Origin of the sequence: Sphaerisporangium rufum (assembly GCF_016863395.1) — a bacterium.
In the GTDB taxonomy this organism is placed as follows: Bacteria; Actinomycetota; Actinomycetes; order Streptosporangiales; family Streptosporangiaceae; genus Sphaerisporangium; species Sphaerisporangium rufum.
Genome location: NZ_BOOU01000071.1, coordinates 83,233 through 102,506 on the forward strand (window position 1 = coordinate 83,233; position 19,274 = coordinate 102,506).

The window sequence follows — 19,274 nt, forward strand, 5'->3', positions numbered from 1 at the left end:
GAGGATTGTGAGCTCTCCTCTCGACGCGCTGCCGAAGATCGGCGCACCGGCGACCCGGGCCCTGCGCGACGCCGGTTACCCGACCCTGCGCGACCTGGCCGGGGTCCCGCGCGCCGAACTGGCCCGGCTGCACGGCATGGGCCCCAAAGCACTGGAGATCATCCAGAGCGCGCTCCAACAACACGACCTGAGCCTCGGCCCCTGATGGGGCCCGCTCGTCGCACGGCGATCGCTCTAGGTGGCGGGTCCCGCGGCAGAGGCCATGGGTTCATGCCGGCCGGAGGCCGGACGGTAGGAGTCACGGAGTCACGCCGACTCCGCGCGGTGAGAGGAGGGAGAGGCCACCCCGAGTGGCGTGGGGCCACGGATCGGCAATGCACGCGGATCGCGTCGTTCTGGTGGGCGATACTGGGATTGAACCAGTGGCCTCTACCGTGTCAAGGTAGCGCTCTCCCACTGAGCTAATCGCCCTCGATGAAACCGAGCGGACGACGGGATTCGAACCCGCGACCCTCACCTTGGCAAGGTGATGCTCTACCAGCTGAGCCACGTCCGCGTGCCACCGGGCCGGTTTCCCGTCCGCGGCGACGACACGGAACTCTAGCGGGTTTTCCGCCCGGTGCCTAACCGGTTCGCGGGCCGGGCGCCGGGCAGGCCGGTCAGCGGGCGGGGGATCCGCGGAAGGTGCGGGCCACGCTGCGCTCGACCGCCGGCAGGGTCAGGAAGATCTCCAGGATCCGGGTGAGCCGGTGCACCTCGATGCGGTGGAACGGCGGGCCCTCCACCCGGGCCAGCATGAACGCCAGCGCCAGCGGCGGCAGCGGCGCGACGATGACGTGCAGCCCGGACGGCAGCGTGTGCGCCTCCGGCCGCGGCGGCGTGATCGGCGGGAACGGCACCTCGTCCGGGGCGCGCCAGCTGGAATGCACCACGGTGCGCGGCATGGTCTCGGTCGCCGCCGACGCCCAGTCGGCGCTGAACAGCACCGGCACCGAATCGATCAGGGTGGCGAGCGCCCGGTCGCCGGCCGTGGTGATGTACTTGAGGATCTCCAGCTCCGGGTAGGTGCCCGGTGCCTCGCGGGTGCCCCACACCCCCTCGACGGTCACCCCGTCGACGCTTTCCAGCGCCTCGGTCAGCGTGCCGCGCGGCGCCGCGTCCGGCCAGAACACCGTCAGGTCGTCCACCGCCCGCCCCTCGCCGCGCTCCAGCACGACGAGCTGGATGATGTCGGCGCCGGCGACCCCGAGGACCCGGGTGACCTGCCCCAAGGAACCCGGGCGGTCCGGCAGCGAGATGCGCAGTCTCAAAAGCATGCGGAACCTCCGGCGTCCGGGTGGTGCACCTGCTCCAAATCTACCGGCCACCCCACTGCCGCCCCCCGACCGCCCCGCCGGCGGCCGCGGCCACCGAGATCCGCACCCTCGGGCCCAAGCCAGGGCGCCGGTCCGGCGGCTCTGGAGTTCGGGTAGAAAGGGCGGGTGAAGATAGGCCCGATCGAGGTGTGGCCGCCGGTGGTGCTGGCGCCGATGGCCGGCATCACCAACGCCCCCTTCCGCACGCTCTGCCGCGAGCAGGGCGGCGGCCTGTACGTCTCGGAGATGATCACCACCCGGGCGCTGGTCGAGCGGAACGCCAAGACGATGGCGATGATCCGCTTCGGGCCGGCCGAGCGGCCGCGCAGCGTGCAGCTGTACGGCGTCGACCCCGGCGTGGTGGGCCGGGCCGCCGAGATCGTCGCGGGCGAGGGCCTGGCCGACCACATCGACCTGAACTTCGGCTGCCCGGTGCCCAAGGTCACCCGCCGGGGCGGCGGCTCGGCGCTGCCCTACAAGCGCGACCTGCTGCGGCGCATCGTGCGAGCCGCGGTGGCCGGCGCCGGCGCGCTGCCGGTCACCATGAAGATGCGCAAGGGCATCGACGACGACCACCTGACCTACCTGGACGCCGGGCGCATCGCCGCCGAGGAGGGGCTGAGCGCGGTCGCGCTGCACGGCCGCACCGCGGTGCAGCACTACGGCGGCACCGCCGACTGGGACGCCATCGCCCGGCTGAAGGACGCCGTCCCGGAGATCCCGGTGCTCGGCAACGGCGACATCTGGACCGCCGAGGACGCGCTGCGGATGATGGCCCGCACCGGCTGCGACGGCGTCGTGGTCGGCCGCGGCTGCCTGGGCCGCCCGTGGCTGTTCCGCGACCTGGACCACGCCTTCCGCGGCTCGGCCGAGCGGGCCCGCCCGGCGCTCGGCGAGGTGGCCGCCACCATGGCCCGGCACGCCGGGCTGCTGGTGGAGTGCTTCGGCAGCGAGACCCACGGGGTGCTGGACTTCCGCAAGCACGTCGGCTGGTACCTCAAGGGCTTCCCGCTGGGCGCCGAGACGCGCCGCGAGCTGGCCACCGCCACCACGCTGGCCGGGCTGCGCGAACGCCTGGCCGCGCTGCCGGCCGGCCTGCCCTGGCCGGGGGAGGCCGCCGACGGGCCGCGCGGCAAGTCCACCGCGCGCGAGCGCGTCCTGCTGCCCGACGGCTGGCTGGACGATCCGCGGGACGCGGCCGTCCCCGCCGACGCCGAGCTCGCCACCTCCGGCGGCTGATCGGCCGCGCGCGTCAAAGGCGGTCGACGGAGACGACGTGCACGACGGCGCGGCCCTCCTCGTCGGAGGCGGCCAGGTCGACCTGGGCGGTGATGCCCCAGTCGTGGTCGCCGGCCGGGTCGTCGAAGACCTGCCGGACCCGCCACAGCTCCTTCTCCTCCTCGATGAGCAGCAGCGAGGGCCCGCGGGCGTCCGGGCCGGTGCCGATCTCGTCGTGTTCGGCGAAGTACTCCTCCAGCGCGTCCTCCCAGTCCACGTCGGCCAGCTCGCGCAGCTCCTCGTACCGCTCCAGCGCGGCCAGCTCCACCATGCGGAACATGGCGTTGCGCACCAGGACGCGGAAGGCGCGGCGGTTGCCGGTGACCGGGCGGGTGTTCTCCTCCAGGCCGGGCCGCTCGATCTCGCCGGTGGGGTTCTGCAGCTGCTCCCACTCGTCCAGCAGGCTGGAGTCGACCTGGCGGACCAGCTCGCCGAGCCACTCGATGAGATCCTGCAGCTCCTCGGTCTTCAGGTGGTCGGGCACGGTGCGGCTGAGGGTGCGGTAGGCGTCGGCCAGGTAGCGCAGCACGGTGCCCTCCGACCTGGCCAGCTCGTAGAACTGGACGTACTCGGTGAAGGTCATCGCCCGCTCGTACATGTCGCGCACCACGGTCTTGGGGCTGACCGCGTAGTCGCCCACCCACGGGTGGCCGCGCCGGTAGGTCTCGTAGGCGCCGAACAGCAGGTCGGCCAGCGGCATCGGGTAGGTGACGTCGGTGAGCAGCTCCATCCGCTCCTCGTACTCGACGCCGTCGGCCTTCATCTGGGCCACCGCCTCGCCGCGCGCCTTGTTGAGCTGGGCGTGCAGGATCTGCCGGGGGTCGTCCAGCGTCGACTCCACGATGGACACCACGTCCAGCGGGTAGGCCGGCGACCCGGTGTCCAGCAGCTCGAACGCGGCGAGCGCGAAGGTGGACAGCGCCTGGTTGAGCGCGAAGTCCTCCTGCAGATCCACGGTCAGCCGGGCCATCCGGCCCTGCTCGTCCGGCTCGCGCAGCGTCTCCACCACGCCGCCGGCCAGCAGCGAGCGGTAGATGGCGATGGCGTGGCTGATGTGCCGGCGCTGCGCCTTGCGCTCCTCATGGTTGTCGGTGAGCAGGTGTTTCATCGCGGCGAAGCAGTCGCCCGGCCGGTTGATCACGGCGAGCAGCATGGCGTTGCTGACCTTGAAGCGGGAGGCCAGCGGCTCGGGTTCGGCCTTCTGCAGCCGCTCGAACGTCTCCTCGCTCCAGCCGACGAAGCCGTCGGGGGCCTTCTTGCGCACCACCTTGCGGCGCTTCTTCGGGTCGTCGCCCGCCTTGGCCAGCGCCTTCTCGTTCTCCACCACGTGGTCGGGGGCCTGGCAGACGACGTAGCCGAGGGTGTCGAACCCGGCCCGGCCGGCCCGGCCGGCGATCTGGTGGAACTCGCGGGCGCGCAGCAGCCGGACCCGGTTGCCGTCGTACTTGCTGAGCGCGGTGAACAGCACGGTGCGGATCGGCACGTTGACCCCGACGCCGAGCGTGTCGGTGCCGCAGATCACCTTCAGCAGCCCGGCCTGGGCCAGCCGCTCGACCAGCCGGCGGTACTTGGGCAGCATGCCGGCGTGGTGCACGCCGATGCCGTGCCGCACCAGCCGCGACAGCGCCCGGCCGAACCGGGTGGTGAACCGGAAGCTCCCGATGAGCGCGGCGATGGCCTCCTTCTCCGCCTTGGTGGACATGTTGACGCTCATCAGGGCCTGCGCGCGTTCCATCGCGGCGGCCTGGGTGAAGTGCACGACGTAGACCGGGGCCTGCTGGGTGGCCAGCAACTCCTCCAGCGTCTCGTGCAGCGGGGTGGCCCGGTAGCTGTAGTAGAGCGGGACGGGGCGGGTGGCCGAGCGCACCACCGCGGTCTGCCGCCCGGTGCGCCGGGTCAGGTCGGTCTCGAACCGGGCGACGTCCCCCAGGGTGGCCGACATCAGCAGGAACTGCGCCTGCGGCAGCTCCAGCAGTGGCACCTGCCACGCCCACCCGCGGTCCGGCTCGGCGTAGAAGTGGAACTCGTCCATCACGACCTGCCCGACGTCGGCCCGGGTGCCGTCGCGCAGCGCGATGTTGGCGAGGATCTCCGCGGTGCAGCAGATGATCGGCGCCGACGGGTTCACCGCGGCGTCGCCGGTCATCATGCCGACGTTGTCGGTGCCGAAGACGGCGCACAGGTCGAAGAACTTCTCCGACACCAGCGCCTTGATGGGCGCGGTGTAGAAGGTGCGCTCGCCGGCGGCCAGCGCGGCGAAGTGCGCGCCCGCGGCCACCAGGCTCTTGCCCGACCCGGTCGGCGTGGCGAGGATGACGTTGTTGCCGGAGACGACCTCGATCAGCGCCTCCTCCTGCGCCGGGTAGAGCGTCAGCCCGCGCCCGGCGTTCCACTCGGCGAACGCCTCGAACAGCGCGTCCGGGTCGGTCTGGGCGGGAAGGTGCTGGAGGAGGCTCACCCCTCAATACTGCCGAAGGACCGGACGTGGTCGGGCCATCATCCACCCGCCGGATCGCCGGGGATCACAGGCCGAGATCGTCCAGTTCCCGGTACAGCGCGGCGCGGGAGGGGTCGGCGCTCGCCGGCGCGGCCGTTCCCGGGTGCGGCGGCCGGACCGCGGGCATGCCCGGCACGGCGGGCGGGGTGTGCGGGGCGACCCGGTCCGGGCGGCCGGCGGCGCGGCGGTCGCGGAACAGCCAGCCGCCCAGGATGCCGCCGACGAACCCGGCCAGGTGACCCTGCCAGCTGAACGCGTCGGAGGGCAGCAGCCCGGTGAACTGGTAGGCGAAGCACAGGGCCATGACCAGGCCGACCACGATGTCGATGGCGTGCCGGTCGAACAGGCCGCGCACCAGGATGTAGCCGAAGTAGCCGAACACCACCCCGCTCGCCCCCGCGGTGACGCTGCCCGGGCCGGACACGAACCAGATGCCGAGGCCGCTCACCACGGCGATCAGCGCGGTGACCCCGAGGAACCTCGACACCCCGCGGTAGGCGGCCAGGAAGCCGAAGACGAACAGCGGCCCGGAGTTGCCCTCGATGTGCGCCCAGTCCCAGTGCAGGAAGGGGGAGGTGACGATCGCCGGCAGCCGGGACGGCTCGCGCGGCACGATGCCGAAGGACTGGCTGAGGGCATAGCCGGAGACCGCGTTGACCAGCTGGACCGTCCAGATCAGCGCCAGGAACCCCACCATCACCCAGAAGGCCTTCCGGGCCTCCGCGACCATGATCTCGGCCGTCCGTCCGCTCACCGCTGCCCCCTCGCCTGCCGCGCCGCCCTCCGCGCCGCCCGCCGCGCCGGGGGAGAGGCCCGCGACGCTCGCCCGGGTATCCTCCCAAATCCCGCGCGGACCGGCCACCGTCCCGGCGCTCGTAGAGTGTCCGGATGACCATGAGCGACGCCGATCTGCTGGACCACGTGACCCGGACGCTGGCCGCCCTGCCCGGCGTGCATGCCGTCACCCTCGGCGGCTCGCGGGCGTCCGGCGCCCACCGGCCGGACAGCGACTGGGACTTCGCCGTCTACTACCGGGGCGCGTTCCGGCCCGGCGACCTGCGCGCGCTCGGCTGGCCGGGCGAGGTGTCGGAGATCGGCGGCTGGGGCGGCGGGGTGTTCAACGGCGGCGCCTGGCTACAGGTGGCCGGCCGGGCCGTCGACGTGCACTATCGCGACCTGGACGAGGTCGAGCATCATCTGGCCGAGGCGCGGGCCGGCCGGTTCGGTGTCGAGCGGCTGATGTTCCACCTGGCGGGCATTCCGACCTACATCGTGGTGGCCGAGCTGGCCCTCGGGCGGGCGGTCGCCGGCGAGCTGCCCCGGCCGGACTACCCGCCCGCGCTGCGCGCGGCGGCGCCGCCCCGCTGGTGGGGCGACGCTCGGGCCACCCTGGACTACGCCGCGGCCCACGCCCGGGCGGGCCGGCTGGCCGAGACCGCCGGGTCGATCGCCACGGCCGCCTGCCAGACCGCGCACGCGGTGCTGGCCGCGCGCGGGGTCTGGGCCACCAACGACAAGACCCTGCTGGACCGGGCCGGCCTGCGCCGGGTGGACGAGATCCTGGCCACGGCGCCCGGCCGGCCGGTCCAGGCGATCGAGGAGGCGGGCGCGTTCCTCGCCCGCGCCGCGGCCGCGGCGGGCGTGTGCGGGGCCGGCTGACCCGGCGGGTCAGTCCGCCAGGCGTTCCAGCACGACCACCGGGATCTCCCGGTCGGTCTTGGTCTGGTACTCGTCGTACTGCGGCCAGGTGGCGGCCATCAGCCGCCACAGCTCCGGCTTCTCCTGCGGGGTCGCGGTGCGGGCCCTGGCCCGGAACCGGTCCGCCTTGACCTGCACCTCCACCTCCGGGTCGGCCTCCAGGTTCAGGTACCACTCCGGGTGGGCCGGGTCGCCGCCCTTGGACGCGACCACGACGTGGTCGTCGCCGTGCCGCTGGTAGATCAGCGGGGTGGTGCGCTTCTGGCCGCTCCGCCGTCCGGTGGTGGTCAGCAGCAGGACGGTGGTGTTGTTCCAGTCGTGCCCCTCCGCGCCATCGGTGGCCCGGTACCTGTCCACATGCTCTTTTCCGTACAGCATGACGCTCCTCACTCCCGTTGGCCCAAGCCCTACCCAGGTCACGGGTCATGATCCCAGCTTTCCGGCATGTCACGGCCCGGCCCGGGCCAGGCACCGGCGGATGGGTGGCCGATCGGCGCAACCGGCCGGGCGCGGGGTACGAAAGGAGCGGCGGGGGTGATGGCATGGCGCGGTGCCTGGTGACCGGGGCCACGGGGTACATCGGAGGCAGGCTGGTGCCCGAGCTGCTGAAGGCGGGCCACCAGGTGCGGTGCATGGCCCGCTCGCCCGGCCGGCTGCGCGACCAGACCTGGGCCGGCGAGGTGGAGGTCGCCGAGGCGGACGCCACCCGGGCCGAGGAGACGGGGGAGGCGCTGCGGGACGTCGAGGTCGCCTACTACCTGATCCACACCATGGGGTCCGGCCACGACTTCACCGAACGCGACCGGGTCGCCGCGGCCACCTTCGCCGCCGCCGCCGAGCGGGCCGGGGTACGGCGCGTCGTCTACCTCGGCGGCCTGGCCCCGAAGGAGCGGCCCTCGCCGCACATGCGCTCCCGGGCGGAGGTGGAGCGGATCCTGCTGGACGGCGCGGTCCCGACGATCGCGTTCCGCGCCTCGGTGATCATCGGTTCGGGGTCGGTCTCGTTCGAGATGCTGCGCCACCTGACCGAGCGGCTGCCGGTGATGACCACGCCGCGCTGGGTGCGCACCCGCACCCAGCCGATCGCGATCAGGGACGTGCTGCGCTACCTGGTCGAGGCGGCGGCCATCCCCGGGGAGGTGAACCGGGCCTTCGACATCGGCGGGCCGGACGTGCTCACCTACGCCCAGATGATGCAGGGCTACGCCGCGGTGGCCGGGCTGCCGCCGCGGCTGATCATCCAGGTCCCGCTGCTCACCCCGGGCCTGTCCAGCCACTGGGTCGGCCTGGTCACCCCGGTGCCGGCCGGAGTGGCCCGGCCGCTGGTGGAGTCGCTGCGCAACGAGGCGGTCTGCCGCGAGCACGACATCGCCCGGTACATCGCCGATCCGCCCGGCGGGCTGGTCGGCTTCCGCGAAGCGGTGCGGCTCGCGCTGCAGAAGATCAAGGAGGCGGACGTGGCGACCCGCTGGTCGTCGGCCTCGACCCCGGGCGCGCCCAGTGACCCGCTGCCCACCGACCCGGACTGGGCCGGCGGCAGCCTGTACGTCGACCAGCGCACCGCGGTGGCGGACGCGCCGCCCGAGGCGCTCTGGCGGGTCATCGAGGCGATCGGCGGGGAGGCGGGCTGGTACTCCCTGCCGTTCGCCTGGCGGCTGCGCGGCCTGTTCGACCGGGCCGTCGGCGGGGTGGGGCTGCGCCGGGGCCGGCGGGACCCGAGCAGGCTCCGGGTGGGCGACGCGGTGGACTTCTGGCGGGTGGAGGAGATCGAGCCGGGCCGGCTGCTGCGGCTGCGCGCCGAGATGCGGCTGCCCGGGCTGGCCTGGCTGGAGCTCACCTGCCGGGAGCGGGACGGCCGCGCGGTGTACGGCCAACGGGCGATCTTCCATCCGCGTGGCCTGTTCGGTCACCTGTATTGGTGGGGTGTCTACCCGTTCCACGGGCTGATCTTCGGGCGGATGCCGCGCAACGTCACCGCGGCCGCCCGGGCGCGGGCGCGGCGGGCCGGTGCCGGGCCGAGCTGAAAATTTCAGCAGGTGGGCGGGCTGACGCGCTGGTCACCGCACCGGCCGTCGGCCGCGCGCCGGCGGTCGCTGGGCGGCGCCGCCCGGCCGTCCTATGGTCGGCCGCAGTCGATGGGAGCGCTCCCATCAATCATCCCCCCGGAGTCGAGATGAAACGTCGGGCATCGCGAGCGCTGACGGCACTCCTCGCCGTCATCGGCTCGATCCTGCTGTCGGTGGTGGTCACCGGCACGGCGGGCGCGGACACCACGATCTGCGAGAAGTACGGTGGCGTGAGCATCGCCGGCGGCAAGTACCACGTGATCAACAATGTCTGGGGCTCGGACGCCCAGCAGTGCATCAACGTGACCTCCACCGGCTTCCGGGTCACCCAGGCCGGGCACAACAAGGCCACCAACGGCGCGCCGGCCTCCTACCCGGCCATCTACGCCGGGTGCCACTACGCCACCTGCACCAGCGGCAGCAGCCTGCCCATGCGGGTGAGCGACAGCAGGTTCTCCTCCATCCAGACCAGCGTGAGCATGTCCTACCCCTCGTCGGGCGTCTACGACGCGGCCTATGACATCTGGTTCGACCCGACGCCGCGCACCGACGGGCAGAACACCGGCGCCGAGCTGATGATCTGGCTGAACCGGGTCGGCTCGATCCAGCCGATCGGCTCCCGGGTCGCCACGGTCAACCTGGCCGGCGGCACCTGGGACGTGTGGTTCGGCAACGTCGGCTGGAACGTCGTCTCCTACGTGCGCACCTCGGCGACCAACTCGATCAGCTTCAACGTCGGCACCTTCTACTCCGACATGGTGAACCGCGGGTACGCGCAGAACTCCTGGTACATCACCAGCGTGCAGGCCGGGTTCGAGCCGTGGGTGGGCGGCGCCGGCCTGGCGGTGGACAACTTCTCCTACAACGTCGGCGGCGGCGGTAACCCGGGCCCCAGCCCGAGCCCGAGCAACCCCGGCAACCCGGGCGGGTCGTCGGCCTGCCGGGTGAAGTACACCAAGAGCCAGTGGAGCGGTGGCTTCACCGCCGACCTGGCCATCACCAACACCGGATCCGGCTCGATCAACGGCTGGACGCTGGGCTTCTCCTTCCCCAACGACCAGCGGATCACCAACGCCTGGAACGCCACCGTCAGCCAGAACGGCTCGGCGGTGACCGCGCGGAACGTCGACCACAACGGGTCGATACCGCCCGGCGGCACCGCGTCGTTCGGCTTCCAGGGCACGTTCGGCTCGACGAACAACAACCCTGGCTCGTTCACCCTGAACGGCACCGCCTGCTCGCTCGGCTGACGCTCGCCTGACACGCCGCGACGGGCCGGGCCGCCGGCCCGGCCCGTCGTCGCGCGGCGACCGTGGCCCGTCGCGCCTCCGCCCGGCCCGCTCGCCACCGAGGGAGTGCTCGCCCGGGCCGGTCCGGCGGTTCCGTCCGGCTGACCGGCCGGGCGCGTCGTGGCCGGTCGGCGGGGTGGTGGCCGGTGATGATGAGGGAATGGACCAGCGGTTCGACGCGCTGCGCGCGCTCGCCGCGCGGCGGGGCCGGGCCGGCCCGCGGCTGATCGCCGCGCTGGCGGCGGCCGGCCGGGCCGCGCCGGGCGGGCCACCGGACCGGGCGCCCGGGGTGGCGCGCGGGTTCGGCCTGCCCGCCGCCGCCGGGCTCGGCCCGGCCACCTACTACGCCGACCTGGCCGCACCGCGCGGCCGGCGGCACGTCCGGGTGTGCGCAGGCACCGCCTGCTTCGCCGCCACCGGCGGCCGGCACCTCGCCGAGGTCGAGGCGGCCCTCGGCGTCGCGGCCGGCGCGGTGGCGCCGGGCGGCGCGGTGTCGCTGCAGGTGGTCCGCTGCCTGGGCTACTGCTACGCCGCACCGGCCTGTCTGGACGGCGAGACCCCGCTCACCGGCGCGGATCTGGCCGGCCGGCTCGCCGGGCCGCCGCGCCCGGCGCCGGAGATCCCGATGGCGGACACCACCGGCGACCCGGTCGTGCTGGCCGGCCTGGCCGGCGGCGCCGCCCCCTGGCAGGCGTGGCCGGCGGTCCGGGGCGAGCGCACCCCCGAGGAGGTGCACCGGCAGGTGGCCGCGAGCGGGCTGCGCGGCCGCGGCGGCGCGGGGTACCCGGTCGCCGCCAAGTGGGCCGCGGCCGGCGGGCGTCCCGGCACCGTCGTGGTGGCCAACGGCGACGAGGGCGACCCCGGGTCCTTCGCCGACCGGCTGCTGATGGAGGAGGACCCGGCCCGCGTCCTGGAAGGCCTGGCCCTGGCGGCGTACGCCTGCGGCGCCCGGCACGGCGTGGTGCTGGTCCGCTCGGAGTATCCGCGGGCGCTGGCCCGCATGCGGGCCGCCGTCGCGGCGGCCCGCGCCGCCGGGCACCTGGGCGGCCCGGCCGGGGTGGAGGTGGCGGTCGTCGAGGGCGCCGGGTCCTACGTCGCGGGGGAGGAGACCGCGCTCATCGCCGGGCTGGAGGGCCGCCGCGGCGTGGCCGCCCCCCGGCCGCCGTACCCGGCGGAGCGGGGGCTGTGGGACGCCCCGACCGTGGTCAACAACGTGGAGACCCTGGCCGCCGTCCCGTGGATCGTCCGGCGCGGCGGCGCCGCGTACGCCGCGCGCGGCACCCCCGGCGAGACCGGGACCAAGCTGGTCTGCCTGTCCGCGGGGTTCGCCCGCCCGGGGTGCTACGAGGTGGAGCTCGGCACCTCGGTGCTGGACATCGTCACCGGTCCCGGCGGCGGGCCGCGCGGCGGCGGGATCGCCGTGCTGCAGGTGGGCGGGCCGCTCGGCGGGTTCCTGCCCGGGCACGCCCTGGACGTGCCGCTCACCGAGGCGGCGCTGTCCGCGCGCGGCGCCGCCCTCGGCCACGCCGGCCTGGTGGCGTTCGGCCACGACGCCGACCCGGAGGCGGTGCTGCGCCACCTGTGGGAGTTCGCCGACGCCGAGAGCTGCGGGGCGTGCTCGCCGTGCCGGGTCGGCTCCCACCGCGGGAGGGAGCTGGTCCAGGCGGGTGATCCGGTCGCGGCCGGCGCCGAGTACGGCCGGCTGCTGCGGGTGATGGCCGCCGGCGGGCTGTGCGCGTTCGGCCGCCGGGTCCCGGCCGCCGTCCGCTCGCTGGCCCGCGCGTACGGCGACCGGCTGGCCGGCTGGCAGGGCGGGGACGGCTGAGGGCCGGCGGAACCGGCGCGAACGGGCGCCGGGCGGGAGCCGGGACGGGCGGACAGGTGGGGCGGAACGGGCGACGAGCGGAACGGGCGGTCGGGAACGGCGACGGGCGGACGAACGGGCGCCCGGCGGGACGGGTGAGATGGGGGATGGCCGGATGATGGACGGCGGGGGTCCGGCCGGGCCGGGGGAGGGCCGGCGGCGGGTCACGGTCGACGGGGTGGCGGTCGAGGTGGCGGCCGGGGCCACCGTGCTGGACGCGGTGCGCGCCGCCGGCGCCGACGTCCCCGCGCTGTGCCATGACGACCGGCTCGCCGCCGCGGGATCCTGCCGGACCTGCCTGGTCCGGGCCGGCGGGCGGCTGGTGGCGGCCTGCGTGACGCCGGCCGGCGACGCCCCCGTGGAGGTGGCCGCCGCCGACCTGCGCCAGCTGCGCCGGGACGCGGTGGTCACCATCGTGACGCCGCTGCCGCCGCGCGCGCTGTCCGGCGATCGGGAGCTGGCCCGGACCTGCCGGTCGCTGGACATCGGCCCGGCGGCGGCCCGGGGGGCCGGCGGCGCGCCGCGCGACGACAGCCATCCCTACGTGCGGCTGGACCCGGACCTGTGCATCGCCTGCGGCCGGTGCGTGCGCATGTGCGCCGACGTGCAGGGCACCTTCGCGCTGACGCTGACCGGCCGCGGCGCGCGCACCGTGGTCGCGCCGGGCACCGGCGGGGCCTGGGTGGACTCCGACTGCGTGGCCTGCGGCGGCTGCGTGGACACCTGCCCGACCGGGGCGCTGTGGGAGCCCGGCGCGCCGCCCGGTTCCGCCGCCGCCGGCACCGTCACCCGGACGACCTGCGGCTACTGCGGCGTGGGCTGCACCCTTCAGGTCCGGGTCACCGGCGGGGAGGTGGCGGCGGTGCTGCCCGCCCGGGACGGCCCGGTCAACTCCGGGCACGCCTGCGTCAAGGGCCGGTTCGCCTATGGGTTCCTGCGGGCGCCGGACCGGCTCACCCGGCCGCTGCTGCGCCGCGGCGGCCGGCTGGAGCCGGTGGGCTGGGACGAGGCGATCGGCCACGTGGCCCGCGCGATGCGCGAGGCGGTCGCGGCCGCCGGGCCGGACACCGTGGCGGCGATCTCCTCCGCCCGGGCCACCAACGAGGAGAACTACCTGGTGCAGAAGTTCATGCGGGTGGTGATCGGCACCAACAACGTCGACAACTGCTCGCGGCTGTGCCACTCGCCGTCGGCGGCCGGGCTGACCGCGTCGTTCGGGCTGGCCGGCGGCACCGACGCGTTCGAGGACGTCGAGCGGGCCGACTGCCTGCTGGTGGTGGGGGCCAACCCTGCCGAGGCGCATCCGGTGGCCGGCGCGCGGCTGCTGGCCGCGGCGCTGCGCGGCGCGCGGCTGGTGGTGGCCGACCCGCGGGCGGTGGGGCTGGCCCGGTACGCCGACGTGCACCTGCGGCCCCGGCCGGGCACCAACGTGGCGCTGTTCCACGGGCTCGCCCACGTGATCCTGGCCGAAGGGCTGGCCGACGAGGACTTCCTGCGCGACCGGACCACCGGCCTGGCCGAACTGCGGGAGCTGCTGGCCGGGTACCCGCCGCGGGCCGTGCAGGAGATCACCGGGGTTCCGGCCGCGGACCTGGTGGCCGCGGCCCGCCACTACGGCCGGGCCCGCCGGCCGGCCATCGTCTACGGGCTGGGCGTCACCGAGCATCTGCACGGCACCGACGGGGTGCGCGCGCTGGCCAACCTGGCGATCCTGCGCGGCGCGGTGGGCACCGGGCGCGGCGCCGGCGTCACCGCGCTGCGCGGGCAGAACAACGTGCAGGGCGCCTCGGACATGGGCGCGCTGCCGGACGCGCTGCCCGGCTACGGCAAGGTCACCGACCCGGCGGCGCGCGGGCGCGCCGAGCGGGTGTGGGGCGTCCCGCTGCCGGACCGCCCCGGGCTGCGCATCCCGGACATGTTCGCGGCGGCGCGCGGCGGCCGGCTGCGGGTGCTGTGGATCATCGGCGAGGACGTCTGCCAGACCGACCCGGAGACCGGCCGGGTCGTCGCGGCGCTGGCGGCCTGCCCGCTGGTGGTCTGCCAGGAGCTGTTCCTGTCGGAGACCGCGCGCCGGGCGGACGTCGTGCTGCCGGCGGCGGCCTGGCCGGAGAAGGACGGCACGTTCGTCAACTTCGACCGGCGGGTGCAGCGGGTGCGGCCCGCGCTGCCGGCGCCCGGCGAGGCCCGCGCCGACTTCGCGATCGTGCACGCGCTGGCGGCGGCGCTGGGCGCCGACCTCGGCTGCCGGACGCCCGCCGAGGCGCTGGCCGAGTGCGCCCGCCTCACCCCGCTGTTCGCGGGCCTGAGCCACGAGCGGCTGGACCGGGAGGGCGCCGTCCGCTGGCCGGCCCCGGCGGCGGACCGGCCCGGTACGGCGTCGCTGTACCGGGAGCGGTTCGCCACCCCCGACGGGCGGGCGCACCTGGCCGCCGCGCCCTACCTGCCGCCGGGCGAGGAGCCGGACGCCGACTACCCGCTGATCCTGATCACCGGGCGGCGCTGGGCGCACTACAACTCCGGGACCATGACCCGCCGCACCCCGAATCTCCGGCTGGACCCGCGCGACCAGCTGGACGTGCATCCCGACGACGCCGCCCGGCTCGGCCTGCGCGACGGTGACGAGGTCGCCGTGGAGAGCCGGCACGGCCGGGCCCGGCTGCGGGCCGCGGTCGGCGATCAGGTGGCGCCCGGCCAGGTGTTCTGCGCCTTCCATTTCCCCGGCAGCGGGGTGAACCGGCTGACCGCGACCCGCGGGGACACCGCCACCTCCTGCCCGGAGTACAAGGTCACCCCGGTCCGGGTGCGCCGGGCCGGGCGGTGAGACGGGCGGTGAGGCGGCATCGGCCGGCCCGCGGAGCCGGCGGCGACCCGCAGGGCACCGCGGGCCACCGGCGGCGATGCGAAGGCCGAGCGCCGCCCGGCGCCGCCGTTGCCGCCGTTCCCGGCGGTCCGGGCGTTCCCGGGCGGGGCGGTCAGCCGCCGGCCGGGGTCGTCACCCGCCATTCCAGCCGGTCGACCACGCCGAGCACGCCGTTGACCCGCTCGGTCATCCGGACCATGGTCCGAGCGTCCGCCTGCCGGCCGGTGCGCCCGGCCAGCGTGACCACGCCACCGGTCACCGAGACCTCCACCTCCGGGGGCTGCGGCCACAGCGCGCCCTCGACGATGTCCTGGCGGATCTCCCGGGCGATGTCCTCGTCCTCGCGCACGAACACCTTGATCAGGTCGTGCCGGCTGACGATCCCGGCCAGCGTGCCGTCGTCGTCGACCACCGGCAGCCGGCGGATGCCGTGCTCGTCCATCAGCCGGGCGGCGTTGACGGCGCTGGAGTACTCGCGGACGGTGATCGCCGGCGCGGTCATCACCTGGGCGGCGGTCTCGCCGCGCGCCTTGGCGGCGCCTGTGCCGGCCTGCCGCTGCAGCAGGCGGCGCAGCCGCACCCGGGCGGGCGGCCGGTATCCCTCGCCGTAGTACTGCTCGCGGAACTCCTCCTTGCGCAGCAGGTCCGCCTCGGAGACCACCCCGACGACGTGGCCCTCGCCGTCCACCACCGGCACCGCGCTGACGCCGTGCGCCATCAGCAGGCCGGCCACGTCCCGGAACGGGGTGGCGCCGTTGACCGTCACCACGTCCCTGGTCATCACGTCCCGCACCTTGGTGTGCATGCCCGGCCCCCTATCCGCCGTACGGTCTCACCCTCCATGGCAGCGCCGCGCGGCGGCCGGCGGAAGGGGCGGACGGCCCGCCCGCGCCGGGCCGTTCGCCCCCGCCGAATATCGTCATTACATAGACGGACATGTCGGCTTTACGGAAAACTGGCGGCGCCGATCGACGGCCGAGCCGCGGGCCCGGCCGATGCCGCCGCCGAGCAGCGACCGAGGGGGCGCCGCCGTGAGCCCGACCCGCATGACCCCGGCCGATCCGGGACCGTTCCGGCTGCGGCACGGCACCGGCGACCTGGCCACCGCGGCCGCGGCGCTGACCGGAGAGCTGCCCGCCCGCCCGCTGGCCGAGGTGCTGGCCAAGGCCAACCGGCAGACCACCCGCAAGGGCAAGACCACCGCCTTCGGCACCATGAGCCCGCCGCCGGCCGACTGGTACCGCTTCCAGCCCGGCGACGACGACACCGCCGACTGGTACCCCCAGGGTGTCGCCGGCAGCTCCGAGGCGGGCCGGACCGACGTGCGGGCGCTCGCGGTCAGCTGGTACTGGAAGCCGGTCGGCGCGGCCGGCGAGCGCGGCGTGCGGATCTCCCTGGTCGACCTGGCCGGCGGCCGGTACCGGCACGTGCTGCTCGTCCACCCCGAGGCCGGGGGATCGTACCGGCCGGTCAACGTGCACGCCGGCGGCATCGCCTGGTACGGCGACCTGCTGTACGTCGCCGACACCGCCCGGGGCCTGCGGGTCTTCGACCTGCGCGCCATCCTGGAGGTCGACGGGGATGACGACCGGATCGGCCGGCAGGGCGGGAAGCACCACGCCTTCGGCTACCGGTACGTGCTGCCCCAGATGGACGCCTGGACGTCCTCGGGGGACGCCCGGTTCTCCTTCCTGTCGATCGACCGGACCACCACCCCGCACAGCCTGGTGTCCGGGGAGTACGTCGACCCGGCCGCCGACCCGGGCCGCACCGGGCGGGTGGCGCGCTGGCCGCTGTCCGCCGGCGGGACGCTGCTCGCCGGGGCCGGCGGGGAGGCGCCGGCCACCGAGACGCTGGCCATGCCGGCCGCCAAAATCCAGGGCGCGCTGTGCCTGGACGGCACCTGGTACCTCAGCCAGGCCGCCTCGGCGTCCCGCAACGGCGCGCTGCTGGTCGCCCGGCCCGGCAAGGCGGTCCAACGGCGCGGCTTCCCGGTGGGGCCGGAGGACCTGACCCACTGGGCCGGCGGGCGGATCTGGAGCGTCACCGAGTTCCGCGGCCGCCGGGCGCTGTTCGCCGTCCCGGCCTGAACCGCCGCCGCGGCGGCGCCCGCCGGCGGGCCGGTGACCTGGCGGCCGAACCCCGGGCGGAACCAGGACCGCCGGACCCCGGCACCGGCTCAGGGCCGTCCCTGACTCGACCCTGAAGTCGCGCCGCGCCCGTACCGCCGGGCGCCGCGGCGGCCTAGCGTGGGGGGCATGGGACGCATACTTCTCCTCGCCGCCGGTGTCGTGGTCGCCTTTCTGCTGCTGGGCAGCGTGATCGGCTTCGTCGTCGGCGCGCTCAAGTGGGCACTGATCATCGGGATCGTGGTGCTCGCCGTCATGGCGCTGGGCCGCATCCTCCGCTCCACCGGCTCGTGAGGTCCGGCCCGCCGCCCGTCCTAGCCGTGCGGTCAGGACGGGCGGCGGGCGCGGGGGCGGAAGTCGGCCTTGAACCGGCCGATGGCCGCCCGGGTGGCGTGCAGCGCGCCGTTGGACACCTCCGAGGTGCGCTGCGCCACCCCCACGAAGACGTAGTCCACGATCAGCAGCTGGCTGATCCGGCTGGCCAGCGCGCCCGGCCGGAACGTGGTCTCCCGCCCGGCGGAGATCAGCACGTGCCCGCACACCTCGGCCAGCGCCGACCGCGGGTTGTTGGTGATCGCCACGGTGGTCGCCCCGGCCAGGCCCGCCTGGCGCATCGGCTCCAGCACGTCGGGGGTCTCGCCGGTGCAGCTCACCCCGACCGCCACGTCACCCGGCTTCAGCAGCACCGCGCTGGTGAGCGCCAGGTGCGCGTCGGTGAATGCGTGCGCCGACAGGCCGATGCGCAGCAGTTTCTGCGCCATGTCCATCGCGACCAGCCCGGAGGCGGCCACGCCGTAGACGTCGACCCGCCGGGCGCCGGTGATCGCGCCGACCACCTCGCCCAGTTGCTCGGGGGACAGCTGGGCGGCGGTGTCGGAGATGGCCTGCGCCTCGGCCCGGGTGACCTTGGCGATCACATCCGACAGCGGGTCGTCCGGCGCCAGGTCACCGGGGACCAGCCGGTCGGTGCCGCCCCGGCCGGTCGCCGCCGCGGCGGCCAGCGCCAGCCGCAGCTGCGAGTAGCCGGAGAAGCCGAGCACCCGGGCGGTGCGCACGATGGTGGCCTCGCTGGTGCCGGAGGCGGCGCTCAGCTCGGTGATCGTGCTGCGGGCCACCGTCGCGGGATCGTCGAGGATGAGCCGGGCGACGATCTGCGCCGAGGGGGTGAGGGAGGGGAGGACGCCCCGCACCCGGGCGACCAGGTTCTCCGGGGTCGGGCGTTGGGGGTCGGTCATGCGATTCCTTATCTGTTACCGACAGATTACTCATTCCTGGTGCTCGGTGGACCTTCGCTCTCCCTGGTAGGGGCCGCCCGGCGCGGGCAGGGGAGGCCGGTGGTCCGGCCGGGCGCAGCAGGGCGGACGGCGCCGGGATCAGGGCTCGGTGAGCCACTCGGCGGCGGCCAGCGCGGAGACCCGCGAGTCGCCGCCGGTGGCCAGGTGCACCGCCCCCGCCGCCGGGCCGGGCAGCCCGGTCTCCACGACCACCGCGTCCGGGCGGACGCGGACGATCTCGGCCAGCGCCCGCGCCATCCAGGCGTGCCGGTGCGCGTCGTGGGTGACCACCACCACCGGTCGCCCGGCGAGCTCGGCCGCGCCCGGCGGCGCGGGCCGGTCCGGGCGCAGCGCCACCCGCCGGGTACCGGGCAGCCGGGCCGCCAGCGCCGTCCCCGGCCCGAAGGGCGCGCCGCTCTCGATCGCCCGGTGCGGCCGGGCGCTCATCTCGACGACCACGGGCGGCTCGGCGATCACCGGGCGGCGCGGTGCCGCGGGGCAGGTGACGCGCAGCGCCCGGCGCGCCGCCGCCAGCCCGAGCCGGGACACCCGATGGGCCGGGTCCAGCGGGACCGGTGCCGCCGCGGCGGCCGCCCGCCGGCCCGCGGCCGCGGCATGCCAGTCCGCCAGCGCGTCCACCCGCCCGGTCGCCTCGGCCAGCCGCTCCTCGGCCAGGGCACCCTCGTGCACCGCCCGGACGATCGCCGCGCGCAGCGCCGCGACGTTCTCCCCGCCGGGAGAGGTGATGCCCACGCACACCGCGTCCGCGCCGGCGGCCAGTGCCCGCACCGCGATCTCCGGCTGGGGGAGCATCGCGGCGACCGCCCCCATCTCGATGGCGTCGGTGACGGCCAGACCGGTGAAGCCGAGCCGCTCGCGCAGCAGGCCGGTGAGCACCCGGCGGCTCAGCGAGGCGGGCAGTTCGGGGTCCAGGGCGGGCACCAGCAGGTGGCCGCACATGATC

The 19,274-nt window shown here is 75.4% G+C and carries 16 protein-coding genes and 2 tRNA genes; 9 read left to right on the forward strand and 9 right to left on the reverse strand.

Annotated features, from left to right (window positions below; translation table 11 throughout):
- The first annotated feature begins 7 nt into the window (after positions 1–7).
- Complete coding sequence (locus Sru01_RS26485; protein ID WP_239137756.1) at positions 8–205, forward strand: helix-hairpin-helix domain-containing protein; 198 nt, start codon at positions 8–10, stop codon at positions 203–205.
- A 191-nt stretch (positions 206–396) separates the two neighbouring features.
- Here Sru01_RS26485 and Sru01_RS26490 read toward each other — a convergent pair.
- The 3 genes from Sru01_RS26490 to Sru01_RS26500 form a co-directional block, all read right to left on the reverse strand.
- Positions 397–471: transfer RNA gene (locus Sru01_RS26490), tRNA-Val, on the reverse strand.
- 12 nt (positions 472–483) lie between these two features.
- Positions 484–556: transfer RNA gene (locus Sru01_RS26495), tRNA-Gly, on the reverse strand.
- A 103-nt stretch (positions 557–659) separates the two neighbouring features.
- Positions 660–1,316, reverse strand: a complete 657-nt coding sequence (locus Sru01_RS26500) for an ACT domain-containing protein (RefSeq protein ID WP_203990935.1) — start codon at positions 1,314–1,316, stop codon at positions 660–662.
- A gap of 165 nt (positions 1,317–1,481) precedes the next feature.
- Between Sru01_RS26500 and dusB the strand changes: the two genes are divergently transcribed.
- Positions 1,482–2,594, forward strand: coding sequence for a tRNA dihydrouridine synthase DusB (dusB, locus tag Sru01_RS26505; RefSeq protein WP_239137757.1), 1,113 nt, complete (start codon positions 1,482–1,484; stop codon positions 2,592–2,594).
- 13 nt (positions 2,595–2,607) lie between these two features.
- On the opposite strand, the gene Sru01_RS26510 is transcribed toward dusB, so the two are convergent.
- A complete protein-coding gene (locus Sru01_RS26510) occupies positions 2,608–5,091 on the reverse strand; it encodes a DEAD/DEAH box helicase (protein WP_203990937.1) in 2,484 nt (827 codons plus the stop codon).
- Between the two features lie 64 nt (positions 5,092–5,155).
- Positions 5,156–5,884, reverse strand: coding sequence for a rhomboid family intramembrane serine protease (locus Sru01_RS26515; RefSeq protein ID WP_203990939.1), 729 nt, complete (start codon positions 5,882–5,884; stop codon positions 5,156–5,158).
- 134 nt (positions 5,885–6,018) lie between these two features.
- Between Sru01_RS26515 and Sru01_RS26520 the strand changes: the two genes are divergently transcribed.
- Complete coding sequence (locus tag Sru01_RS26520) at positions 6,019–6,789, forward strand: nucleotidyltransferase domain-containing protein (protein ID WP_203990941.1); 771 nt, start codon at positions 6,019–6,021, stop codon at positions 6,787–6,789.
- 9 nt (positions 6,790–6,798) lie between these two features.
- Here the strand turns inward: Sru01_RS26520 and Sru01_RS26525 are convergent, their stop codons facing one another.
- Positions 6,799–7,206 (reverse strand): nitroreductase family deazaflavin-dependent oxidoreductase, encoded by a 408-nt coding sequence (locus Sru01_RS26525; protein WP_203990943.1) that lies wholly within the window; start codon positions 7,204–7,206, stop codon positions 6,799–6,801.
- Positions 7,207–7,370: 164 nt separating this feature from the next.
- Here Sru01_RS26525 and Sru01_RS26530 point away from each other — a divergent pair, with 164 nt between their 5' ends.
- The 4 genes from Sru01_RS26530 to fdhF all read left to right on the forward strand — a co-directional run bounded on the left by Sru01_RS26530 (position 7,371) and on the right by fdhF (position 14,868).
- On the forward strand, positions 7,371–8,852 hold the full coding sequence (locus Sru01_RS26530) for an SDR family oxidoreductase (RefSeq protein ID WP_203990945.1): 1,482 nt from the start codon (positions 7,371–7,373) through the stop codon (positions 8,850–8,852).
- A 149-nt stretch (positions 8,853–9,001) separates the two neighbouring features.
- A complete protein-coding gene (locus Sru01_RS26535; RefSeq protein ID WP_203990948.1) occupies positions 9,002–10,144 on the forward strand; it encodes a glycoside hydrolase family 12 protein in 1,143 nt (380 codons plus the stop codon).
- 199 nt (positions 10,145–10,343) lie between these two features.
- Positions 10,344–12,008 carry an NAD(P)H-dependent oxidoreductase subunit E gene (locus Sru01_RS26540; protein WP_203990951.1) on the forward strand — a complete coding sequence of 555 codons (1,665 nt, stop codon included), beginning with the start codon at positions 10,344–10,346 and terminating at the stop codon, positions 12,006–12,008.
- A gap of 154 nt (positions 12,009–12,162) precedes the next feature.
- Positions 12,163–14,868, forward strand: coding sequence for a formate dehydrogenase subunit alpha (fdhF, locus tag Sru01_RS26545; RefSeq protein ID WP_239137758.1), 2,706 nt, complete (start codon positions 12,163–12,165; stop codon positions 14,866–14,868).
- 151 nt (positions 14,869–15,019) lie between these two features.
- Here fdhF and Sru01_RS26550 read toward each other — a convergent pair whose 3' ends face one another.
- Positions 15,020–15,712, reverse strand: coding sequence for a CBS domain-containing protein (locus Sru01_RS26550; protein WP_203990953.1), 693 nt, complete (start codon positions 15,710–15,712; stop codon positions 15,020–15,022).
- A 226-nt stretch (positions 15,713–15,938) separates the two neighbouring features.
- Between Sru01_RS26550 and Sru01_RS26555 the strand changes: the two genes are divergently transcribed.
- Together Sru01_RS26555 and Sru01_RS26560 are read left to right on the forward strand one after the other, a co-directional pair.
- Positions 15,939–16,997 carry a hypothetical protein gene (locus Sru01_RS26555; RefSeq protein WP_203990955.1) on the forward strand — a complete coding sequence of 353 codons (1,059 nt, stop codon included), beginning with the start codon at positions 15,939–15,941 and terminating at the stop codon, positions 16,995–16,997.
- A 168-nt stretch (positions 16,998–17,165) separates the two neighbouring features.
- A complete protein-coding gene (locus Sru01_RS26560) occupies positions 17,166–17,330 on the forward strand; it encodes a hypothetical protein (protein WP_203990956.1) in 165 nt (54 codons plus the stop codon).
- A 32-nt stretch (positions 17,331–17,362) separates the two neighbouring features.
- Here the strand turns inward: Sru01_RS26560 and Sru01_RS26565 are convergent, their stop codons facing one another.
- Positions 17,363–18,271, reverse strand: a complete 909-nt coding sequence (locus Sru01_RS26565; protein ID WP_203990957.1) for a MurR/RpiR family transcriptional regulator — start codon at positions 18,269–18,271, stop codon at positions 17,363–17,365.
- A gap of 138 nt (positions 18,272–18,409) precedes the next feature.
- On the reverse strand, positions 18,410–19,274 hold an 865-nt coding region (locus Sru01_RS26570), incomplete at its 5' end, for a glycoside hydrolase family 3 N-terminal domain-containing protein (protein WP_275412213.1).

Excerpts from the sequence above, each read along its gene's own strand:
- Sru01_RS26500 (WP_203990935.1), bottom strand. The coding sequence starts at position 1,316 with ATGCTTTTGAGACTGCGCATCTCGCTGCCGGACCGCCCGGGTTCCTTG.
- Sru01_RS26520 (WP_203990941.1), top strand. The coding sequence starts at position 6,019 with ATGACCATGAGCGACGCCGATCTGCTGGACCACGTGACCCGGACGCTG.
- Sru01_RS26525 (WP_203990943.1), bottom strand. The coding sequence starts at position 7,206 with ATGCTGTACGGAAAAGAGCATGTGGACAGGTACCGGGCCACCGATGGC.
- Sru01_RS26530 (WP_203990945.1), top strand. The coding sequence starts at position 7,371 with ATGGCGCGGTGCCTGGTGACCGGGGCCACGGGGTACATCGGAGGCAGG.
- Sru01_RS26535 (WP_203990948.1), top strand. The coding sequence starts at position 9,002 with ATGAAACGTCGGGCATCGCGAGCGCTGACGGCACTCCTCGCCGTCATC.
- Sru01_RS26540 (WP_203990951.1), top strand. The coding sequence starts at position 10,344 with ATGGACCAGCGGTTCGACGCGCTGCGCGCGCTCGCCGCGCGGCGGGGC.
- fdhF (WP_239137758.1), top strand. The coding sequence starts at position 12,163 with ATGATGGACGGCGGGGGTCCGGCCGGGCCGGGGGAGGGCCGGCGGCGG.
- Sru01_RS26550 (WP_203990953.1), bottom strand. The coding sequence starts at position 15,712 with ATGCACACCAAGGTGCGGGACGTGATGACCAGGGACGTGGTGACGGTC.
- Sru01_RS26560 (WP_203990956.1), top strand. The coding sequence starts at position 17,166 with ATGGGACGCATACTTCTCCTCGCCGCCGGTGTCGTGGTCGCCTTTCTG.
- Sru01_RS26565 (WP_203990957.1), bottom strand. The coding sequence starts at position 18,271 with ATGACCGACCCCCAACGCCCGACCCCGGAGAACCTGGTCGCCCGGGTG.